At 63.6% G+C, this 20,651-nt stretch carries 16 protein-coding genes, 4 tRNA genes and 3 rRNA genes; 10 read left to right on the top strand and 13 right to left on the bottom strand.

Annotation, left to right across the window (positions count from 1 at the left end; translation table 11 throughout):
• Window positions 1-38: 38 nt before the first annotated feature.
• The 7 genes from PG2T_RS07180 (at window position 39) to ychF (ending at window position 6,767) form a co-directional block, all read left to right on the top strand.
• Window positions 39-1,724, top strand: coding sequence for a tetratricopeptide repeat protein (locus tag PG2T_RS07180; RefSeq protein ID WP_068803784.1), 1,686 nt, complete (start codon window positions 39-41; stop codon window positions 1,722-1,724).
• Window positions 1,721-3,169, top strand: coding sequence for a 4-(cytidine 5'-diphospho)-2-C-methyl-D-erythritol kinase (ispE, locus tag PG2T_RS17100; RefSeq protein ID WP_083214813.1), 1,449 nt, complete (start codon window positions 1,721-1,723; stop codon window positions 3,167-3,169). Before PG2T_RS07180 ends, ispE begins: the two co-directional genes overlap by 4 nt.
• A 13-nt stretch (window positions 3,170-3,182) precedes the next feature.
• Window positions 3,183-3,257 (top strand) — tRNA-Gln (locus tag PG2T_RS07170).
• A gap of 45 nt (window positions 3,258-3,302) precedes the next feature.
• A complete protein-coding gene (locus PG2T_RS07165; RefSeq protein ID WP_068803780.1) occupies window positions 3,303-4,256 on the top strand; it encodes a ribose-phosphate pyrophosphokinase in 954 nt (317 codons plus the stop codon).
• Between the two features lie 136 nt (window positions 4,257-4,392).
• Window positions 4,393-5,010: a 50S ribosomal protein L25/general stress protein Ctc gene (locus PG2T_RS07160; protein WP_068803778.1), complete on the top strand. Its 618-nt coding sequence runs from the start codon at window positions 4,393-4,395 to the stop codon at window positions 5,008-5,010.
• A 26-nt stretch (window positions 5,011-5,036) separates the two neighbouring features.
• Entirely contained in the window at window positions 5,037-5,627 is a 591-nt protein-coding gene (gene pth / locus PG2T_RS07155) for an aminoacyl-tRNA hydrolase (RefSeq protein WP_068803776.1), read from the top strand.
• A 48-nt stretch (window positions 5,628-5,675) separates the two neighbouring features.
• Complete coding sequence (gene ychF, locus PG2T_RS07150) at window positions 5,676-6,767, top strand: redox-regulated ATPase YchF (RefSeq protein ID WP_068803775.1); 1,092 nt, start codon at window positions 5,676-5,678, stop codon at window positions 6,765-6,767.
• 117 nt (window positions 6,768-6,884) lie between these two features.
• Here the strand turns inward: ychF and rrf are convergent.
• The 6 genes from rrf to tyrS form a co-directional block, all read right to left on the bottom strand.
• A 5S ribosomal RNA gene (rrf, locus tag PG2T_RS07145) occupies window positions 6,885-6,999 on the bottom strand.
• Between the two features lie 70 nt (window positions 7,000-7,069).
• Window positions 7,070-9,964: ribosomal RNA gene (locus PG2T_RS07140) — 23S ribosomal RNA — on the bottom strand.
• Window positions 9,965-10,127: 163 nt separating this feature from the next.
• Window positions 10,128-10,203, bottom strand: a tRNA-Ala gene (locus tag PG2T_RS07135).
• 7 nt (window positions 10,204-10,210) lie between these two features.
• Window positions 10,211-10,287 (bottom strand) — tRNA-Ile (locus PG2T_RS07130).
• Window positions 10,288-10,354: 67 nt separating this feature from the next.
• Window positions 10,355-11,898, bottom strand: a 16S ribosomal RNA gene (locus tag PG2T_RS07125).
• Together the 16S, 23S and 5S rRNA genes with 2 tRNA genes alongside form the textbook arrangement of a ribosomal RNA operon.
• A gap of 239 nt (window positions 11,899-12,137) precedes the next feature.
• On the bottom strand, window positions 12,138-13,340 hold the full coding sequence (gene tyrS, locus PG2T_RS07120; RefSeq protein WP_068803773.1) for a tyrosine--tRNA ligase: 1,203 nt from the start codon (window positions 13,338-13,340) through the stop codon (window positions 12,138-12,140).
• Window positions 13,341-13,559: 219 nt separating this feature from the next.
• Between tyrS and PG2T_RS16640 the strand changes: the two genes are divergently transcribed.
• The gene (locus PG2T_RS16640; protein ID WP_083214812.1) at window positions 13,560-14,897 is read left to right on the top strand and encodes a peptidoglycan DD-metalloendopeptidase family protein; all 1,338 of its coding nucleotides are present in this window, start codon (window positions 13,560-13,562) and stop codon (window positions 14,895-14,897) included.
• Window positions 14,894-16,021 carry an anhydro-N-acetylmuramic acid kinase gene (locus tag PG2T_RS07110; protein WP_202816455.1) on the top strand — a complete coding sequence of 376 codons (1,128 nt, stop codon included), beginning with the start codon at window positions 14,894-14,896 and terminating at the stop codon, window positions 16,019-16,021. Before PG2T_RS16640 ends, PG2T_RS07110 begins: the two co-directional genes overlap by 4 nt.
• 59 nt (window positions 16,022-16,080) lie before the next feature.
• Here the strand turns inward: PG2T_RS07110 and erpA are convergent, their stop codons facing one another.
• The 7 genes from erpA to PG2T_RS07075 all read right to left on the bottom strand — a co-directional run bounded on the left by erpA (window position 16,081) and on the right by PG2T_RS07075 (window position 19,927).
• Window positions 16,081-16,419 (bottom strand): iron-sulfur cluster insertion protein ErpA, encoded by a 339-nt coding sequence (gene erpA, locus PG2T_RS07105; protein WP_068803769.1) that lies wholly within the window; start codon window positions 16,417-16,419, stop codon window positions 16,081-16,083.
• A 54-nt stretch (window positions 16,420-16,473) separates the two neighbouring features.
• The gene (locus tag PG2T_RS07100; RefSeq protein WP_145931033.1) at window positions 16,474-17,100 is read right to left on the bottom strand and encodes a DUF6776 family protein; all 627 of its coding nucleotides are present in this window, start codon (window positions 17,098-17,100) and stop codon (window positions 16,474-16,476) included.
• Window positions 17,101-17,132: 32 nt separating this feature from the next.
• Entirely contained in the window at window positions 17,133-18,164 is a 1,032-nt protein-coding gene (gene argC, locus PG2T_RS07095; RefSeq protein ID WP_068803765.1) for an N-acetyl-gamma-glutamyl-phosphate reductase, read from the bottom strand.
• A gap of 105 nt (window positions 18,165-18,269) precedes the next feature.
• Window positions 18,270-18,343: transfer RNA gene (locus PG2T_RS07090), tRNA-Gln, on the bottom strand.
• A gap of 21 nt (window positions 18,344-18,364) precedes the next feature.
• Window positions 18,365-18,760 carry a 30S ribosomal protein S9 gene (gene rpsI, locus PG2T_RS07085; RefSeq protein WP_068803763.1) on the bottom strand — a complete coding sequence of 132 codons (396 nt, stop codon included), beginning with the start codon at window positions 18,758-18,760 and terminating at the stop codon, window positions 18,365-18,367.
• A 22-nt stretch (window positions 18,761-18,782) separates the two neighbouring features.
• Window positions 18,783-19,214 carry a 50S ribosomal protein L13 gene (rplM, locus tag PG2T_RS07080; protein WP_068803761.1) on the bottom strand — a complete coding sequence of 144 codons (432 nt, stop codon included), beginning with the start codon at window positions 19,212-19,214 and terminating at the stop codon, window positions 18,783-18,785.
• 38 nt (window positions 19,215-19,252) lie between these two features.
• The gene (locus PG2T_RS07075; RefSeq protein WP_068803759.1) at window positions 19,253-19,927 is read right to left on the bottom strand and encodes an alpha/beta hydrolase; all 675 of its coding nucleotides are present in this window, start codon (window positions 19,925-19,927) and stop codon (window positions 19,253-19,255) included.
• 73 nt (window positions 19,928-20,000) lie between these two features.
• Here PG2T_RS07075 and coq7 point away from each other — a divergent pair, with 73 nt between their 5' ends.
• Window positions 20,001-20,645: a 2-polyprenyl-3-methyl-6-methoxy-1,4-benzoquinone monooxygenase gene (gene coq7 / locus PG2T_RS07070; RefSeq protein WP_068803757.1), complete on the top strand. Its 645-nt coding sequence runs from the start codon at window positions 20,001-20,003 to the stop codon at window positions 20,643-20,645.
• The last annotated feature ends 6 nt before the right edge of the window (window positions 20,646-20,651 follow it).

Below are 20,651 nucleotides of genomic sequence, written 5' to 3'. Positions count from 1 at the left end.
CACAGGAACGAAAGCCCCGCCACTGGGTCTTAAGCGGCATGCGCAAACACTTGCTTACTCTGATCGCCGGCTCGATGTTGCTGGGCTGTGCCAGCCCACCGCCTGCATCGCCGCCGGCCGCCGTCGCGACCCTGCGCGACACCGGCCGCGACGACGCGGTGCTTGCGCTGCTGCTGGCCGACATGGCCGCGCAGCGCGGCGACTACGCCCAAGCGGCGGCCAAGTATACCGCCGTGGCCGAGCAGGCCCGCGATGCCGAGATTGCCCGGCGCGCCGTGCAGGCAGCGCTGTACGGTCAGGACGTGCCGGCCGCGATTGCCGCTGCGCAAGCCTGGCAGCGTATCGAGCCGCAAAGCGTCGACGCGGCGCAGTTGTTGACCGGCCTTGAACTGCAACGCGGCAACGCCGAGGCTGCGCGCACGCACCTGCGCAGCTTGCTGGCACTCAAGAATTTCAGCAGCCGCCAGGACTACCTGAATCTGGTGCGCTTGCTGAACCAGAACGTGCCACCCGAAACGCTGCTGGGCGTGCTCGACGCGCTGCTCGAAAGTCGCCCGGATGATCCGGAAGCTCTGTTTGCCTACAGCCTTGCCGCCACGGGTCTGGGGCAGGCGCAGCGCGCCGACAAGCCGTCCGCCCGGCTGCTGGAATTGCAGCCCGGCGTCGACGAAGCGTTGCTGCTGCGGGCGCAGGTCCTGCTGCAGACCGGCCAGTCGCAGGCCGCAAGTGAATTGCTGCGCGGCTTTCTGAAGACCCATCCCCGGCACGCGCAGGCGCGCCTGACACTGGCCCGGGTGCTGCTGGAAGAGAAGGATTACGCCGGCGCCCGGGATGCCTTCGAGACAGTACTGAAACAGGACCCCGCCAACGGCGATGCGCGCCTGGCGGCAGCCTTGCTTGCCGGACAGCTCGGCGACCGACGCACGGCGCGGGCACAGTTGCTGAAACTGGCCGGCGACGAGAAACGGGCCGACCAGGCGAATTTCTATCTTGGCAAACTCGCCGAAGACGCTGGCAATCCGCTGCAGGCGATCGACCGCTACGCCCGGGTCAAGGCCGGCGAACACTATCTCGATGCGCTGCTGCGAAGGGCAAACCTGTTGGCGCAGCAGGGCGATCTGGACGCCGGCGTGGCGCTGCTGGCGGCAGCCGCGTCAGAGTCCGACGACAACCGGACGCGGTTGTTGCTGGCGCAGTCCGACCTGTTGCTGCAAGGCAACCGCGCGCTCCAGGCCGAGGCACTGATCAACGAGGCTCTGGCGCAGGAGCCCGACAGCATGGACCTGCTGTTCGCCCGCTCGATGGTGCTCGACAAGCTGAACCGCACCGCCGAGATGGAGCAGGATCTGCGTCGTATCCTGGAAATCGACCCCAAGAACGCCAACGCGCTGAACGCCTGGGGCTACACGCTGGCCGATCGCGGCGAGCGCCTGGACGAGGCGCACACCCTGATCAGCCGCGCACTGGAGCAATCACCCGACAACCCCTACATCCTGGACAGTCTGGGCTGGGTGCTGTTCCGCAAGGGCGACCTGGTCGGCGCTGAGAGCTACCTGCGACGGGCGCTGAGCCTGCTGCCGGATGCCGAGGTCTACGCCCACCTCGCCGAGGTGCTGCACGCACAGGGACGCACCGACGAGGCCCGCAAAGTCCTGGCCGAGGGCCTCGACAAGTCACCGACGGATCCCCGCCTGCTGGGCGTGCAGAGCAAACTCGACCCGTGACCCTGCCGCCGATGATGCGCCTGGCGGCCCTGGTGCTGGTGGCCGCCCTGTCGGCCTGCGCCGCGCGCGGACCGGTGCCACCCACCCTACCGGCCACGTCGTGGGCCGATCGTCTGGCGGCGCTCGACCAGATCGGCGACTGGGGCCTGCAGGGGCGCCTGGCGCTCAAGGGTGCTGGCGAGTCGGCCAGCGGCAGCGTTGCCTGGTGGCAACGCAGCGACGGCTTCGACCTGCGCCTGCACGGAGCGTTCGGTCGCGGCGCCATGCGGCTGACGGAAAACACCGCTGGCGCGCGTCTTGAGCGCGCTGATGAGCCGCCAATCGAAGCCTCGAGCGCCGCCATACTGCTGGCCGATGCCCTGCCCGAGACGCCGTTGCCACTGGCCAGCCTGCGTTACTGGGTGCTGGGTCGGCCGGCCCCGGCGCGGTCGATGCGCAGCAGCTCGATGCCGAGAACCGCTTGGCGCTGCTGCGCCAGAACGGTTGGGAAATTCGTTACCTCGAATACCAGTCCGTGCCGCCATGGATGCTGCCGAGCAAGCTGCAGGCGCGCCAGGGCGAGGTCGAACTGCGCCTCGCCATCAAGCGCTGGACCCCCGGGGAACATGCCCCCTGAAACCCGGCGCATCTGGCCGGCACCAGCCAAGATCAACCTATTCCTGCACATCGTAGGCCGGCGCGCGGACGGTTATCACCTGCTGCAGACGGTGTTCCAGTTCGTCGACCTGTGCGACGAGCTGCGCTTGCGCCCCCGCGACGATGACCAAATCCGCTTGCCAAGGCCCCTGCCGGGCGTGCCGCCGCAGCAGGATCTGTGCGTGCGGGCGGCGCAGGCGCTGCGTGCGCACACCGGCTGCCGGCTGGGCGTGGACATTGAACTGAGCAAACGCATTCCGATGGGCGGCGGGCTCGGTGGCGGCAGCTCCGACGCCGCCACCACGCTGCTGGCGCTCAATCGGCTGTGGCAACTCGATCTGCCGCGCGACGAACTGGCCGCGATCGGGCTTGCGCTGGGCGCCGATGTGCCGGTATTCGTCGGCGGGCGGGCGGCCTGGGCGGAAGGTGTCGGCGATCGGCTCACGCCGATCGAGCTTGACGAGCCCTGGTACCTGATCGTCGATCCGGGCGTGGCCGTCGCCACGGCGGGCGTGTTTGGGCACCCAAAATTGACACGCCATACCCCGCCAATCACAATTTCGCAGTTCCGCAGCGGGAGCACCGGCAACGACTGCCTGGCCGTGGTCAGCGCACTGTATCCGCAGATCGACGCGGCATACCGATGGCTGGCCCGGTTTGGCCAGGCGCATCTTTCCGGCACCGGCGGGTGCCTGTTTGTGCGTTTCGACGCCCGGCAGGCTGCCGATGTAGCCCAGGCACAGCTCCCGGCACCCTGGCGTGGCTGGGTAGTGCGCGGCCTGAACCACCATCCGTTGCTGGCCGACTGAATCGCGTTTCTGCTGGGGTGTCGCCAAGCGGTAAGGCACGGGATTTTGATTCCCGCATACCCAGGTTCGAATCCTGGCACCCCAGCCATTTTTCTCGCGCCACGTGCGCATTCCAGACCCAGGCGAGGAGCCCATGGCCTACGGCGGCATGATGGTGTTTTCGGGCTCGGCCTGCCCGAAGCTGGCAGCGTCCATTGCGCAATACCTCGACCAGCCGCTGGGCAAGGTCGTGGTGGACCGCTTCAGCGACGGCGAGGTGCAGGTCGAAGTGATCGACAACGTGCGCGGCAAGGACGTGTTCATCGTCCAGTCCACCGGCGCGCCCACCGATCAGAACCTGATGGAGCTGCTGATCATGGTGGACGCCATGCGACGGGCATCGGCATCACGCATCACGGCCGTCATGCCGTACATGGGCTACTCGCGCCAGGACCGGCGCATGCTGGGCGCGCGGGTGCCGATTTCGGCCAAGGTGGTGGCCAAGATGATCGCCGCCGCCGGTACCGACCGCGTGCTGACGGTGGACCTGCACGCCGACCAGATCCAGGGCTTCTACGACATTGCCATCGACAACGTGTACGCGTCGCCAGTGCTGCTGGGCGATATCTGGCGCCACAGCTATGATGACCTGATGGTCGTGTCACCGGACGTCGGTGGCGTGGTGCGCGCGCGGGCCTTGGCAAAGCATCTGGACGACGCGGACTTGGCCATCATCGACAAGCGCCGGCCGCGTGCCAACCAGTCGCAAGTAATGAACATCATCGGCGATGTGGCTGGGCGCACCTGCATCATGATCGACGATCTGGTCGACACCGCCGGCACGCTGTGCAAGGCCGCCGACGCCCTGAAGCAGAACGGCGCGGTCCGCGTGGTCGCGTACGTAACGCACCCGGTACTGTCCGGCAAGGCCGTCGAGAACATCATGAACAGCAGTCTGGACGAGCTGGTGGTGACCGACACCCTGCCGCTGCGAGCCGCCGCCGCGGCTTGCCCGCGCATCCGTCAGCTGAGCATTTCCGAACTGCTGGCCGAGACCATGCGCCGTATCAGCGACGAGGATTCGGTAAGCACCCTTTTGATGGGATAAGGCCGCTGGCGAACGGCCAAAAGGCGAACCTGTAGTACCATTTCACGTTCCGTTTTTTCCACGCAGCGTGGCCGGCCCGACCGGCGACGGGGCCACCCGCGACGCTCGCGTTTTACCGTTTCCCGGAGTTTCGGCCATGGATAACCAGTTTCAGATCACCGCCGAGCCGCGCAGCGACCTTGGCACCGCCTTCGCGCGTCGCCTGCGCCACGCCGGCCGTGTGCCGGCCGTCATCTACGGCGCCGGCCAGCCGAACACCGACATCACACTCGACCACAACGACATCATCCATCACCTGGAACGGGAAGCGTTCCATTCCCACGTGCTGAGCGTGGACGTGGGTGGCAGCAGCGAGCAGGTCGTCCTGCGCGACGTGCAGATGCACCCCTACAAGCGCCTGGTGATGCACCTGGATTTCCTGCGCGTGAGCGCCGACCGCAAGCTTCGCATGGTGGTGCCGGTGCACTTCATCGGCGAAGACACGTCAATCGGCGTCAAGCAGCACGGCGGCGTGGTGTCGCATCTGCTGCCGGAAATCGAAATCGAGTGTCTGACCAAGGACCTGCCGGAATTCATTGCGGTCGACATCAGCGATATGGATATCGACCAGTCCGTGCATCTGTCCGATCTGGTCCTGCCGCCTGGCGTCAGCATCCCGGCGCTGGCCTTCGGTCACGACCACGATCTGCCGGTAGTGGCCATGCACGCGCCGCGCAAGGCTGAGCCGGAAGCCGGCGAAGAACCCGCCAGCTGATCGCGCCCCGACGGCGGGGCAGAGACATGGTCGAACTGATCGTCGGCCTCGGCAATCCAGGCCCGCGTTATGCCAACACCCGGCACAACGCGGGCTTTGCTTTTGTGGAGCGCCTGGCGGCCGGCGAGCGTCTGTCGTTCAAATCTGAAAGCCGCTTTCACGGCGAGGTTGCGACCTGGCACCGGCCACATTGCGACGTGCGGCTGCTCAAGCCGCAGACCTTCATGAACGACAGCGGCCGTGCAGTGCAGGCGCTGGCCGCCTATTACCGCATCGCGCCGGAACAGATACTGGTGGCGCATGACGAACTTGACCTGCCGCCCGGCGACATACGCCTGAAGGCGGGCGGCGGCCACGGCGGGCACAACGGCCTGCGCAGCACCATCGGCGCGCTGAACTCACCGGCGTTTTTGCGCCTGCGGATCGGCATCGGTCACCCCGGCGCTGCGGCGCTGGTCACGCCCTACGTGCTCAGTGGGCCGCCGGCCGACCAGGCACGGCTGATCGAGGGCGCCATCGACTGCGCGCTCGCCCTGCTGCCGCGCCTGCTGGCCGGCGAAACCGCGCCGGTCATGCAATTGCTCAATACCCGTCCGCCGCGCGCGGACGCCCGCTAGCGCGGCGTCGCTCAGGCGACGTTCACTTCAGTTTGCAGGAATCACCCCATGGGTTTTCGCTGTGGCATCGTCGGTCTGCCCAACGTCGGCAAGTCGACCCTCTTCAACGCCCTTACGCAGGCCGGCATCGCGGCCGAGAACTACCCGTTCTGCACCATCGACCCACACGTGGGCATCGTCGCCATGCCGGACCCGCGCCTGGATCGGCTGGCCGCCATCGTCAAGCCGCAAAAAATCGTGCCGACCAGCATGACCTTTGTCGACATCGCAGGCCTTGTGGCCGGTGCATCCAAGGGCGAGGGCCTGGGCAACCAGTTCCTGGCCAACATCCGCGAGACCGAGGCCATCGCCCACGTGGTGCGCTGTTTCGAGAACGACGACGTGGTGCACGTGGCCGGCGGCGTCGATCCGCTGCGTGATATCGAGGTGATCGATACGGAACTGGCTCTGGCCGACCTTGAAACCGTCGAGCGCGCCCTGCAGCGCGTCGGCAAGCGCACCAAGACCGGCGACAAGGCCGCGCTGGCCGAACAAGCGCTGCTGGAACGCGCGCGCGCCTGCCTCGATGCGGCAAAACCGGTACGCAGCCTGCGTCTATCCGCGGACGAATCCGCGCCGCTGGACGAGTTGCACCTGCTCACCGCAAAGCCGGTGGTCTATATCGCCAACGTGGCCGAGGACGGCTTCACCGACAATCCGCTGCTGGACGCCGTGCAGCACCACGCGGCGGCAGAGGGCGCGGAAGTGGTGGCCGTCAGTGCCGCCATCGAAGCCGAACTGGCGCAGCTGGACCCCGCCGCGCGCGGCGATTTTCTGGCCGATCTTGGCCTGGAGGAACCGGGCCTGGACCGCGTCATCCGCGCCGGCTACCGGTTGCTTGGCCTGCAAACCTACTTCACCGCCGGCGTAAAGGAAGTGCGCGCCTGGACCGTGCACCAGGGCGCCACCGCCCCGCAAGCGGCGGCCGTCATCCACACCGACTTCGAGCGCGGCTTCATCCGCGCCGAGGTCATCGCCTACGACGACTTCATCGCCTACAAGGGCGAAGCCGGCGCTAAGGAAGCTGGCAAATGGCGCCTGGAAGGCAAGGAGTACATCGTCAAGGATGGCGACGTAATCCATTTCCGCTTCAACGTCTGATCTTCGGTAGCGACTTCGGCCCGTTATCTCCGTGGGCTACTGCCCGCGAGCCACCCTGCCACGCAACGCGCAAACGAAAACCCCCTTGAGGAATGCCTCAAGGGGGTGATGTTAAAAGCCTGGCGGTGACCTACTTTCACATGGGCGAACCCACACTATCATCGGCGCACAGTGGTTTCACTTCCGAGTTCGGAATGGGATCGGGTGGTTCCCACTTGCTATTTCCGCCAGGCAAACTGTCAGGGCGCATGCCCTGTATTCAGAAAGAGAATTTGATGCCGCCCAGCCTGGTTGGGTGTTATATGGTCAAGCCTCACGGGCAATTAGTACCGGTTAGCTCCACACGTTACCGTGCTTCCACACCCGGCCTATCAACCTGGTAGTCTTCCAGGGCCCTTCAGGGACCTTATAGGTCCAGGGAGATCTAATCTTGGGAGAGGCTTCCCGCTTAGATGCTTTCAGCGGTTATCCCGTCCGTACATAGCTACCCGGCAATGCCACTGGCGTGACAACCGGAACACCAGCGGTACGTCCACTCCGGTCCTCTCGTACTAGGAGCAGCTTCCCTCAAATCTCCAACGCCCACGACAGATAGGGACCGAACTGTCTCACGACGTTCTAAACCCAGCTCGCGTACCACTTTAAATGGCGAACAGCCATACCCTTGGGACCGACTACAGCCCCAGGATGTGATGAGCCGACATCGAGGTGCCAAACTCCCCCGTCGATATGAACTCTTGGGAGGAATCAGCCTGTTATCCCTAGAGTACCTTTTATCCGTTGAGCGATGGCCCTTCCATTCAGAACCACCGGATCACTAAGACCGGCTTTCGCCCCTGCTCGACGTGTCAGTCTCGCAGTCAAGCACCCTTATGCCTTTGCACTCATTGCGCGATGTCCGACCGCGCTGAGGGTACCTTTGTGCTCCTCCGTTACTCTTTCGGAGGAGACCGCCCCAGTCAAACTACCCACCATACACTGTCCCTGATCCGGATAACGGACCTAGGTTAGAACTTCAAGCGTGTCAGGGTGGTATTTCAAGGATGGCTCCACGAGAACTGGCGTCCTCGCTTCACAGCCTCCCACCTATCCTACACAAACAAACTCGAAGTCCAGTGCAAAGCTATAGTAAAGGTTCATAGGGTCTTTCCGTCTTGCCGCGGGTACACTGCATCTTCACAGCGATTTCGATTTCACTGGGTCTCGGGTGGAGACAGTGTGGCCATCGTTACGCCATTCGTGCGGGTCGGAACTTACCCGACAAGGAATTTCGCTACCTTAGGACCGTTATAGTTACGGCCGCCGTTTACCGGGGCTTCGATCAAGAGCTTCGCTTGCGCTGACCCCATCACTTAACCTTCCGGCACCGGGCAGGCGTCACACCCTATACTTCCACTTACGTGTTTGCAGAGTGCTGTGTTTTTAATAAACAGTCGCAGCCACCTGATTGCTTCAGCCCCCTTCCGCTCCAAACGCGAAGTTCTTCACGTACCAGGGGCGCACCTTCTCCCGAAGTTACGGTGCTATTTTGCCTAGTTCCTTCACCCGAGTTCTCCCAAGCGCCTAGGTATTCTCTACCGGTCCACCTGTGTCGGTTTCGGGTACGGTCCCACATTGCCTGAAGCTTAGAGGATTTTCTTGGAAGCGTGGCATCGGCGACTTCGCCCCACAAGGGAGCTCGTCATCACGTCTCGAAATTGCAACCCCGGATTTGCCTAAGGTCACTTCCTACACGCTTAAACCGGGACTTCCAACACCCGGCCCGCTTAGCCTTCTCCGTCTCCCCATCGCAGCAATGCGAGGTACAGGAATATTAACCTGTTTTCCATCGACTACGCCCTTCGGCCTCGCCTTAGGACCCGACTCACCCTGCGCCGATTAACGTTGCGCAGGAACCCTTGGACTCTCGGCGAGGGGGTTTTTCACCCCCTTTATCGTTACTCACGTCAGCATTCGCACTTCCGATACCTCCAGCAGACCTTACGATCCACCTTCACAGGCCTACGGAACGCTCCTCTACCATGCAAGCAAGCTTGCATCCGCGGCTTCGGTACATGGCTTAGCCCCGTTAAATCTTCCGCGCAGGACGACTCGACCAGTGAGCTATTACGCTTTCTTTAAAGGATGGCTGCTTCTAAGCCAACCTCCTGGCTGTCTTAGCCTTCCCACATCGTTCACCACTTAGCCATGATTTTGGGACCTTAGCCGGCGGTCTGGGTTGTTTCCCTCTTCACGACGGACGTTAGCACCCGCCGTGTGTCTCCCGCGATTGCACTTCTCGGTATTCGCAGTTTGCATCGGTTTGGTACCGCTAGACGCAGCCCTAGCCGAAACAGTGCTCTACCCCCGAGAGTGAGACGCGAGGCGCTACCTCAATAGCTTTCGAGGAGAACCAGCTATCTCCGAGCTTGATTAGCCTTTCACTCCGATCCACAACTCATCCGAATCTTTTTCAACAGATCCCGGTTCGGGCCTCCAGCAGGTTTTACCCTGCCTTCACCCTGGTCATGGATAGATCGCCCGGTTTCGGGTCTACTCCCAGCGACTATCGCCCTATTCAGACTCGGTTTCCCTACGCCTCCCCTATTCGGTTAAGCTTGCCACTGAAAGTAAGTCGCTGACCCATTATACAAAAGGTACGCAGTCACTCAATGAATGAGCTCCCACTGCTTGTACGCATACGGTTTCAGGATCTATTTCACTCCCCTATCCGGGGTTCTTTTCGCCTTTCCCTCACGGTACTAGTTCACTATCGGTCGACAGGTAGTATTTAGCCTTGGAGGATGGTCCCCCCATGTTCAAGCAGGGTTTCACGTGCCCCGCCCTACTCATCGGCGCCCCATCGAAAATTCTTTTAAAGTACGGGGCTATCACCCTCTATGACTGGCCTTTCCATGCCATTCCTCTAAGAATTAACGACTTTAGACGCACTGGGCTGGTCCCCTTTCGCTCGCCACTACTAAGGGAATCTCGGTTGATTTCTTTTCCTCCGGGTACTTAGATGTTTCAGTTCCCCGGGTTCGCCTCCAGCACCTATGTATTCAGTGCAGGATACCGCTTGCGCGGTGGGTTTCCCCATTCGGACATCTCCGGATCAAAGCTTGTTGCCAGCTCCCCGAAGCTTATCGCAGGCTACCACGTCCTTCATCGCCTCCTGTCGCCAAGGCATCCACCGTATGCGCTTAATTCACTTGACCATATAACCCCAACCACACTGGTTGAAATCAGGCCAAACTCGCTGATAAATGCGGCTTCAATTCTCTTTCCGAATTTTTAAATAGCATTGTCTGCCGGCGCTATACCGACACGACAATATCAAACATCAGCAAAAATACAGATGTTTGATATTACCTCAGGCCTTGGTGGAGCCAGGCGGGATCGAACCGCCGACCTCCTGCGTGCAAAGCAGGCGCTCTCCCAGCTGAGCTATGGCCCCGCACCACTGGTGGGTCTGGGTGGATTTGAACCACCGACCTCACCCTTATCAGGGGTGCGCTCTGACCAACTGAGCTACAGACCCATGACTGGGCTTAAGCAAGATCAAGTAACTTGTGCGGACGCTCGCGCCTGAAAGGCACGTCATCTTTTAAGGAGGTGATCCAGCCACAGGTTCCCCTACGGCTACCTTGTTACGACTTCACCCCAGTCATGAACCACACCGTGGTAAGCGCCCTCCCTTACGGGTTAAGCAACCTACTTCTGGTGCAGCCCACTCCCATGGTGTGACGGGCGGTGTGTACAAGGCCCGGGAACGTATTCACCGCGACATGCTGATTCGCGATTACTAGCGATTCCGACTTCACGCAGTCGAGTTGCAGACTGCGATCCGGACTACGACCAGCTTTACAGGATTAGCTCCCCCTCGCGGGTTGGCAACCTTCTGTACTGGCCATTGTAGCACGTGTGTAGCCCTGCCCATAAGGGCCATGATGACTTGACGTCGTCCCCACCTTCCTCCGGTTTATCACCGGCAGTCTCCTTAGAGTTCCCGGCCGAACCGCTGGCAACTAAGGACAAGGGTTGCGCTCGTTACGGGACTTAACCCAACATCTCACGACACGAGCTGACGACAGCCATGCAGCACCTGTGTTCAGGTTCCCGAAGGCACTCTCTCATCTCTGAAAGATTCCTGACATGTCAAGGGCAGGTAAGGTTTTTCGCGTTGCATCGAATTAAACCACATGCTCCACCGCTTGTGCGGGCCCCCGTCAATTCATTTGAGTTTTAGCCTTGCGGCCGTACTCCCCAGGCGGTCAACTTATCGCGTTAGCTGCGCCACAAAGAGCCAGATGCTCCCTACGGCTAGTTGACATCGTTTACGGCGTGGACTACCAGGGTATCTAATCCTGTTTGCTCCCCACGCTTTCGCGCCTCAGCGTCAGTGTTGGTCCAGGAAGCCGCCTTCGCCACTGATGTTCCCCCAGATATCTACGCATTTCACCGCTACACCTGGAATTCCACTTCCCTCTACCACACTCTAGCCAGCCAGTATCGAATGCAGTTCCCAGGTTGAGCCCGGGGATTTCACATCCGACTTAACAAGCCGCCTACGCGCGCTTTACGCCCAGTAATTCCGATTAACGCTTGCACCCTCCGTATTACCGCGGCTGCTGGCACGGAGTTAGCCGGTGCTTTTTCTGCAAGTAACGTCAAAACCATGCGGTATTAGCGCATTGTCTTTCTTTCCTGCTAAAAGTGCTTTACAACCCGAAGGCCTTCTTCACACACGCGGTATTGCTGGATCAGGGTTTCCCCCATTGTCCAATATTCCCCACTGCTGCCTCCCGTAGGAGTCTGGGCCGTGTCTCAGTCCCAGTGTGGCTGGTCGTCCTCTCAGACCAGCTACCCGTCGTCGGCTTGGTGAGCCATTACCTCACCAACTACCTGATAGGACGCAGGCTCATCGTTCCGCGCGAGGCCCGAAGGTCCCCCGCTTTCCCCCGTAGGGCGTATGCGGTATTAGCCCGAGTTTCCCCGGGTTATCCCCCACGAAAAGGTAGATTCCTACGCGTTACTCACCCGTCCGCCACTCGCCACCCGGATAGCAAGCTACCCTGTGCTGCCGTTCGACTTGCATGTGTTAAGCATACCGCCAGCGTTCAATCTGAGCCATGATCAAACTCTTTAATTAAATACCGAAGACTGCGAACAGTCTTGATTCGGTTTCCAAGGGGCGAACCCCTTATCTCAAGCAGGTTTGACTAACCTTCAGACGCAAGCGCCCACACAAATTACCTGATCTCGGTTTTTCAAAGAGCGGGCCGGTTCGTGACCGGCGAGGGAGGCGAATTATTCATGAGCTTCGGGGGCGCGTCAACCGGGGGGAACGAATATTTTGTGACTTCCTGTAGAGCTCGGTAAATTTCCTTTCTATGTCATAAAGATACGGCACGCACGTCGTTTTCCAACCTGAACCAGGTATTCGCTACCTGCGCCCAGAACGCGCTTCGGGTCGTCAATTCGGACCCCATCGACACGCACGGCGCCCTGGCTGATCAGGCGCATCGCCTCCGAATTACTGCCCGCGAGCGCCGCCCGCTGCAGCGCAAGCCCGACCATGAGTCCTGCTGGAGCATCGAGTCGGAGCACCGGCAGGTCCTGGGGCAGCTCTCCGTGACGGAAGCGTTCGACGAAAGCGCGGCGCGCGGCGGTGCCCTGCTCCGGTGTGTGAAACCGGGCTACCAGTTCTTCCGCCAGTTCCAGCTTGACCTCCATTGGGTTTCGGCCGGCCTCGATGCCCCCCCGCAGATCCTGGCATTGCGCAGGCGTACGGCAACTCAAAAGCTCCATGTAGCGCCACATCAGAACATCCGAGATCGACATGAGCTTGCCGAACATTTCGTTCGGGGGGTCCGTGATCCCCACGTAGTTCCCCAGTGACTTGGACATCTTCTTGACGCCATCGAGCCCCTCGAGCAGCGGCATGGTCAGGATCGCCTGGGGGCGCTTGCCATATGCCTGCTGGAGTTGACGCCCCATCAGGAGGTTGAATTTCTGGTCGGTGCCCCCCAACTCGAGGTCGGCCTCCAGAACCACCGAGTCGTAGCCCTGCATCAGCGGGTAGATGAACTCATGTACAGCGATCGGTTGACCGGACCGGTAGCGCTGGGAAAAATCGTCGCGTTCCAGCATGCGCGCGACAGTCGTGTGCGCAGCCAGTGCGATCATGCCCGCCGCGCCAAGGGGCTCCAGCCACGTCGAGTTGAACAGGACTTGCGTACGCTGCGGATCGAGAACCTTGAACACCTGCTGCTGATAGGTGTCGGCATTGCGAATAATGGCTTCTCGGGTGAGCGGCTTGCGCGTTGCGTTGCGGCCGGTCGGATCGCCGATCATCGCCGTAAAGTCGCCGACCACGAACAGGACCTGGTGGCCAAGATCCTGCAGCTGGCGAAGCTTGCCCAACAGGACCGCGTGGCCCAGGTGAAGATCCGGCGCGGTGGGGTCGAAGCCCGCCTTGATGCGCAGGGGACGTCCCTCCTGCAGCCGCTCTGCGAGCGACTGCTCCGGGAGAATTTCGTCTGCGCCGCGTCGAAGCATTTCGAGTGGGTCGTTACTTGCGCCCTCAAGCATCACAATCTGGCCCGATCGGTGAATTCAAAAACACGCCCTTTGGGGTTGCAATCTTGTCACCCGAAAGTGAAGAATGCAGCGTCACTGGTGCGTCGTACCTGTACTTGCAACCTGCACTGCACGCACTTGCCCGCCAGCGGCCAAGCTCATACGACAGGGGTTCTTATCATTATCAGCCGCCGCTCCCGCCGTTTGCATTCCGCTGCTGCCAGCTTGCGGATGTCCAAGGGGTACCGCGCAACGCCGCCTGACCCGAGCCCTGCGCGTCATCTGCTGCCGTGGGTGTTCGGCTCGGCCATGGCACTCATGGTAGCAGTGCTCGCGGCGCGCACCGCCGAGAGTCTGGCCAGCATTCCCGAGCGCCTCAACGCGCCTGCGGTGGAGAGGCCCTATCCCCTGCCGGAAGTCGAGGCGGTCGCGGATGTCACCCTCGAGCAGCTCGATGAGGCTTGGCTGGAGCATCGAATCCGGCCCGGCGAGAGTTTCTTTCAGGCCATGCGGGCCATGGGATTTGGTCCCGGCACCGTGCAGTCCGTGATGGACGCCGGCCAGCAGGCGCGCTCCCTGCTCGACCTGAAACCCGGCCAGGTGCTGCGCGCCAGTGCAGCCGATGGCGAGCTTATGGCCCTGGACCTGGAGATCGACCCGCTGAACAAGCTGGAGGTCCGGCGGGACTTCGACGGCTACTCCGCACTCCTGCACACCCGGCCGACCCAAACCGTGCAAGCGCAGGCCGCCGGCGTCATCAACAGCTCCTTATATATGTCGGCGCAGCAGGCCGGGCTGTCCGACCGCTTGGTCCTGGAACTGGCGGAAATGTTTGGCTGGGACATCGACTTCACGCAGGACCTGCAGCCCGGTGATCGCTTCGCTGTTATCTACAATGAGCTGACGGCCGACGGCGAGAAGGTACGCGACGGTGACATCCTGGCCGCCGAGTTCGTCAACAAGGGCAAGGTCCTGCGGGCCGTGCGCTACACCGATCCGGACGGCCGGGTAGCCGTCTACAAACCGGACGGCAGCAGCATGCGCAAGGCCTTCAGCCGCAACCCGCTGCCGGTAACGCGCATTACCTCGCGCTTCAATCCGAACCGACTGCACCCCATTTTCAAAACCGTTCGCCCACACCGCGGCGTCGATTACGGCGCCGCTACCGGCACCCCCGTGCAGGTCACAGGCGACGGCCAGGTTGCGTTCGCCGGACGGCAGGGCGGTTATGGGAATGTCCTGATCATCGATCACGGCCGCGGCAACCGAACGCTCTATGCGCACTTGAGCCGCTTCGCGCCCAAGATGCGCGTCGGTCAACGGGTGAACCAAGGCCAGGTCATCGGCTACGTCGGGTCCACCGGATGGGCCACCGGTCCGCACCTGCATTACGAATTCCAGGTGAACGGCCAAACCAAGGATCCACTGACCGTAGCCCTTCCGAATGCGCAACCGCTGCCGGACGCTTACCGGCGTCATTTCCTGACCCAGACCTCGGGCTGGGTGGCGAAACTGGAGACACTGGCAACGCGCCGGGTTGCACAAACGGACCCTGCCCAAGCGCAGTGATCGACCCGCCGCCCGCCGAGCTCTACATCGGTCTCATGAGCGGCACCAGCCAGGATGCCATCGACGGCGTTCTGGCCGAGTTTTCGCCCAACGGGCAACCGCGCATCCGCGCCACCCACAGCGCCGCGCTCACGGACGACTTGCGTCACCAACTCGATTCGCTGCAGCGCCCGGGAGAGGGAGACCTCGACCTGGCCCTGCAGCTGCATCACGATCTGGGACAGCGCTTCGCGGACTGTGCGCTGCGTTTGCTGGACACGGCGGGGGTCCCCGCCCAAGCCGTGCGCGCCATCGGCTGTCACGGGCAAACGATTCGCCACAACCCGGATGGACCGGCACCTCACAGCCTGCAAATCGGCAATTGCGCGCTGATTGCGGCGCGTACCGGCATTCCGACGGTGGCCGATTTTCGTAGCGCCGACATTGCGGCCGGGGGGCAGGGCGCGCCGCTGGCACCGGCCTTTCACCAGGCGGCCTTCGGCACTGCCGGCCGCCGACGTGCGGTGCTGAACCTGGGCGGCATGGCGAATGTGTCGCTGCTGGGCGCCGACACGAGCGGCTGGGATGTCGGTCCCGGCAATGTGCTGCTGGACGCTTGGGCTGTACGGCACCTCGGACAGCCCTACGACGCCGAGGGCCGGTTCGCCGCACTGGGCACGGCCGACCGGCAGCTGCTGGCCGCCTTGCTGGCGCATCCGTTCATTGCCCGCCCGCCGCCCAAGAGTACCGGGCGCGAGGATTTCAATCTGCGCTGGCTGGACACCGTACTGGCCGGATTCGCAAACCTGCATCCGGCCGACGTGCAGGCGACGCTGGCGGAATTTACCGCCGCCGGCGTTGCGCGGGCCCTGGACGGTCGAGGCGAAGTCGAGGAATTACTGGTCTGCGGGGGCGGCGCGCGCAACACGGATCTTCTCGGCCGCCTTGCCCGGCGCCTTACGCCGCTGCGGGTCGCGACCACGGCCGCTGCCGGCGTGGACCCGCAATGGGTGGAGGCCTTGGCCTTTGCCTGGTTGGCCCGCCAGCGCATTCATGAAACCGCGCTGGATCTTAGCCGGATCACCGGCGCACGACGGCCGGTGATCCTCGGCTGCGTGTATCTGCCCGGACGACCTGGCGCCTGAGGAACCGCCGGATAGCCAGCGGTCCTCAAACATCGGCATGAGCGAACGAAACGGCTCCCTCAGACGCTGAAGGACGACCCGCACCCGCAGGTCGTCGTGGCCTGCGGATTGCGGATCACGAACTGCGCGCCCTGGAAGTCTTCCCGGTAATCGATCTCGGCGCCTTCCATGTACTGCAGGCTGAGCGGATCGATCAGCAAGGTCACGCCCTCGGTTGCCACTGCGCAGTCACCTTCGTCCACGTTCTCGTCGAACGTGAAACCGTACTGAAAACCCGAGCAGCCGCCGCCGCTGATGAACACGCGCAGCTTCAGCTGCGGGTTGCCTTCCTCGACGATCAGCTCGCCCACCCGCCGGGCAGCGCTTTCGGTGAACAGGACTGGTGCGGTATTCGGCATGGGGATACTCCGGAAAACAACAAGCGCAGGCGCGCTCACAAACCTCAGACCTTCTTAGGGTAGCGGAGTTGCTGCCGTCATGGGCTGGCCGGCGGCAATCAACTCCTGCCAGGCGAACTCGAACGGCAGTGGCGCCTGCCCGCGGGGCTCCAGAACCACCCGCAGCCGCTGCGGCCGAAACCCGGCCGGCAACACCAAGGTGCCGGAAAAAGTCTGCAGTCGCTGCAAAGCCAGCCGCAACTGTGCCACCCGAATTTCCTGTGGCCGCCCATCCAACTCACCGAGACTCCATAGTTCAGCTCGCCCGGTCAGCTTGCCATCGGCCAGTGGCGACGCGACCCGCGCCAGCAGCAGGCGATACCCGATGCGCCCACCGTCAGCCTGTGGACTGAGCAGCAGATCGGCGACGCCCAGTTCCGGCGCCTGCCCGTCAGGCGCCAACACCCCACGCAGCAGGGCAAGACGCCGGCTGAGTTCACTGTTTTGCGCGCTGAGTCTGGCAATCTGTTCACGCAGCATTGCCTGCGCCTCGCGGTCCACCACCTGCAGCTGCCGAAGCGCCGCATTCTGTTCGCGCAGCGCCATGTCGGTCGGCTGGGCCGGGGGCTTTTGCGGCACCCGCCGATCAAGCAGGCGCGCGCCCACCGTCGCGAGCAATATTCCAACGAGCAGACTTGCCACGCACCGCCACACCCATGGCGGCGAACGGGCCATCAAGGCGCCAGGGCCGGCTGGCGCAGACCCAGCGTCTCGTCGAGTCCAAACATCAGGTTCATGTTCTGGATCGCCTGGCCGGCGGCGCCCTTGACCAGATTGTCGATCACCGACAGCACCACCACGCGCTTGCCGGACACGTGCACGGCGATTGCGCAATCGTTGCCGGCGCGCACTTCGCTCAGCTGCGGGTGGCTGCCGGCCGACAACACGCGCACGAACGGCTCGTCCCGGTAGCGGGATTCATACAGCGCCTGCAGGTCGGTTGCCGCACCGGCGTGCAGGCGGGCATACAGCGTGGCGTGGATACCGCGGTTCAGCGGCAACAGATGCGGCACGAAGGTCAGGTCCAGCGCCGCGCCGGTCGTTACCGTACCGAGGTTCTGCACGATTTCCGGCTGGTGGCGGTGGGCAAACACGCCATAGGCCTTGAAATTCTCATTGGTCTCGCAGAACGACAGGTCGGCGCGCGCGTGCCGCCCAGCGCCACTGACGCCGGACTTGCAATCCGCCACCAGCTCGCCAGGATCGACGAGGCCGGCTTCGAGCAGCGGCAACAGGCCGAGCGTCACCGCCGTCGGATAACAGCCCGGATTGGCGATCAGGCGGGCGCCGGCGATGCGCTCGCGGTTCAGTTCCGGCAGACCGTAGACGGCTTCTTCCAGAAACTGCGGACAGGCGTGCGGCATGCCGTACCAGCGCTCCCAGACGGCCGGATCGCGCAGGCGAAAGTCGGCCGCCAGATCGATGACCCGCGCACCGGCATCCAGCAGCGTCGGCACCTGCTGCATGGCAACGCCGTTGGGCGTGGCAAAAAACACCACATCGCAGGTGGCAAGTGCCCGCACATCGACCTCGCGGAATGCAAGATCGAGCCGTCCGGACAGGCTTGGAAACAGATCGCTGACCGGCCGACCCGCTTCGCCGCGGGAGGTGATGACGGCCAGCTCCACCTGCGGATGCTGTACCAACAGACGCAGCAGTTCGACCCCGGTGTAGCCGGTACCGCCGACGATTGCCACTTTGATCATGATCGATCCCCCGTCCTTGCCTGTCCGGCAAAGGTAGACCTAAACCCTGTGCACAACAAAAAAGCCCGGCATGACGAGCAGGCCGGGCTTTTCGGAAAAGCGTAGTGGCTGGGGGACTAGGATTCGAACCTAGATTGACGGAGTCAGAGTCCGTTGTCCTACCGTTGGACGATCCCCCACCCGGAATCCCCCGGCGCCGATCAACGCTTGGAGAACTGGGGCGCGCGCCGCGCCTTGTGCAGGCCGACCTTCTTGCGCTCGACCTCGCGCGCGTCGCGCGTCACGTAACCGGCCTTGCGCAGGGCCGGGCGGAAGGTTTCGTCGAACTCGATCAGGGCGCGGGTGATGCCGTGCCGGATGGCGCCGGCCTGTCCGTTGGGCCCACCGCCCTGGACGGTAATGCGCAGGTCGAAGCTCTCCGGCCTGCCGACCAGCTCCAGCGGCTGGCGGACCAGCATGCGCGAGGTCGGACGACCGAAATAGTCGTCCAGGCTGCGGCCGTTGATGGAGATGGCGCCCTTGCCCAGGCGCAGGATGACGCGCGCCGAGGCCGACTTGCGGCGGCCAACCGAGATCTTGTTCTGCACTACTGGCATGACGGAGTCCGAACTGCGTGAATCAGATGTCCAGCGCCTGCGGCTGCTGGGCGGTATGGGGATGCTCGGCGCCGGCGTAGACCTTGAGCTTGCTGAACATGGCCCGGCCGAGCGGGTTCTTGGGCAGCATGCCCTTGACCGCCTGCTCCAGCACCAGCGTCGGCCGGCGCGCGATGCGATCGGCAAAGGTTTCGGTACGCAGCCCGCCGATGTAGCCGGTGTGATGCTGATACAGCTTGTCGGTCAGCTTGCGGCCGGTCACACGCACCTTCTCGGCATTGACCACGACGATGTAATCGCCGGTGTCCATGTGCGGCGTGTACAGCGGCTTGTGCTTGCCACGCAGGCGACGGGCAATCTCCGACGCCAGGCGCCCGAGCGTCTTGCCGTCGGCGTCTACGAGAAACCAGTCCTGCCGTATTGTCTGCGGCGTAGCGCTAACAGTCGTCTTCATGCCCGGATCGCGGTGGCCTGCCAAAAAGGCCGTGCATCCTAGTCAGCGCCGCCCGTGGTGTCAAGGCAAGCCGGCATCTGCTGGCTCCAGAACGCGCGTGCCGCCTCGCGCAGAGGCGTCAGACGACCGTGAAAGAAATGATCTGCGTCGTCGATCACGGTCAGTGGCGGCGTGGCCCCGGCCACGGTCGCCAGCCAGCGCCGCAGCACATCCAGCCCGATCAACTCGTCACGACTGCCGTGGATGACGTGCCAGGGCCGTCGCGGCGCGATGGCCTCGTCCAGATAGCCCATCCCCGCCGGGGGTGCCACCAGCAACAGGCTGGTCGCGTCGGCTGCGACATGGCCACGCAGCGCCACCGCGGCGCCGAAGGAGAAACCGGCCAGATGCAGCGACCGATCCGGGTAGGCGGCGCGCGCCCAGGCCACGACCGCCAGCAGATCATCCAGCTCGCCCACGCCGTGGTCGAAGGCCCCCGCGCTGTGGCCTACGCCGCGAAAATTGAAGCGCACCGCGATCGCGCCCAGTTCGTTGGCGGCCCGCGCCAGGGTATAGACCACCTTGTTATCGAGCGTGCCGCCGTACTGCGGATGCGGATGGCAGACGACGCACAGCGCTGCGCCCGGGTTCTGTGCGGCTTCGACCAGTACCTCGAGCGGTCCTGCCGGGCCGGCGATCTGGATACGCTGCTTGGGGGCGGGCGGGGTCGTCATGGGCACTCGAAATCAAGGCGGGGGTGAGCCGCGAGTATAGACTTCGGGCTCCAGCCACCACCCGGCTCCATCGATGTCCGAGATCCGTTTTCGCCCGTTCGATCGCCTGCTGCTGTCTGTGGACCGCCTGCTGCGCCTGCTGCCCGGCGCGCCCGCGCCTGCCTCCCATAACCCGGCCGACGAGCTGCCGGAGGCGGCCGACCTGACGGCCGCCGAGCGGCAGAAGGCCGCGGCGCTGATGCGCGTCAATCATGCCGGGGAACTGGCCGCGCAGGGCCTGTATCTGGGGCAGTCGCTGGCCGCGCGGTCACCGCAAACGCTCAGTCGACTGCGATCCGCCGGGAACGAGGAAGCGGCCCATGTCGATTGGTGTCGTGCCCGCCTGCGGGCGCTCGGCGGCCGGCGCAGCCTGCTCGATCCGGCCTGGTTCGGTGGTGCGCTGGCCATCGGTACGCTGGCCGGGCTGGCGGGGGACGACTGGAGCCTTGGCTTCATCGCCGAAACCGAGCGCCAGGTCGAGGCGCACCTGGACGGACACCTGCGGCGCCTGCCGGCGGGCGATCAGCGCAGTCGCGCGGTGCTGGAACAGATGCGCCGCGACGAGGTGCGCCATGGCGAGGACGCACGCCGGGCCGGTGGCCGCGAGCTGCCGGCGCCCGTGCGCGGCCTGATGCGTCTGGCGTCGCGGGTGATGACTACCACCGCCTACCGGGTGTAAGCCGAC

The sequence above is a fragment of the Immundisolibacter cernigliae genome (assembly GCF_001697225.1).
Lineage (GTDB): Bacteria > Pseudomonadota > Gammaproteobacteria > Immundisolibacterales > Immundisolibacteraceae > Immundisolibacter > Immundisolibacter cernigliae.
The sequence above is the reverse complement of the archived record's forward strand: the minus strand, read 5'-3'. Positions and strand labels throughout refer to the sequence as shown.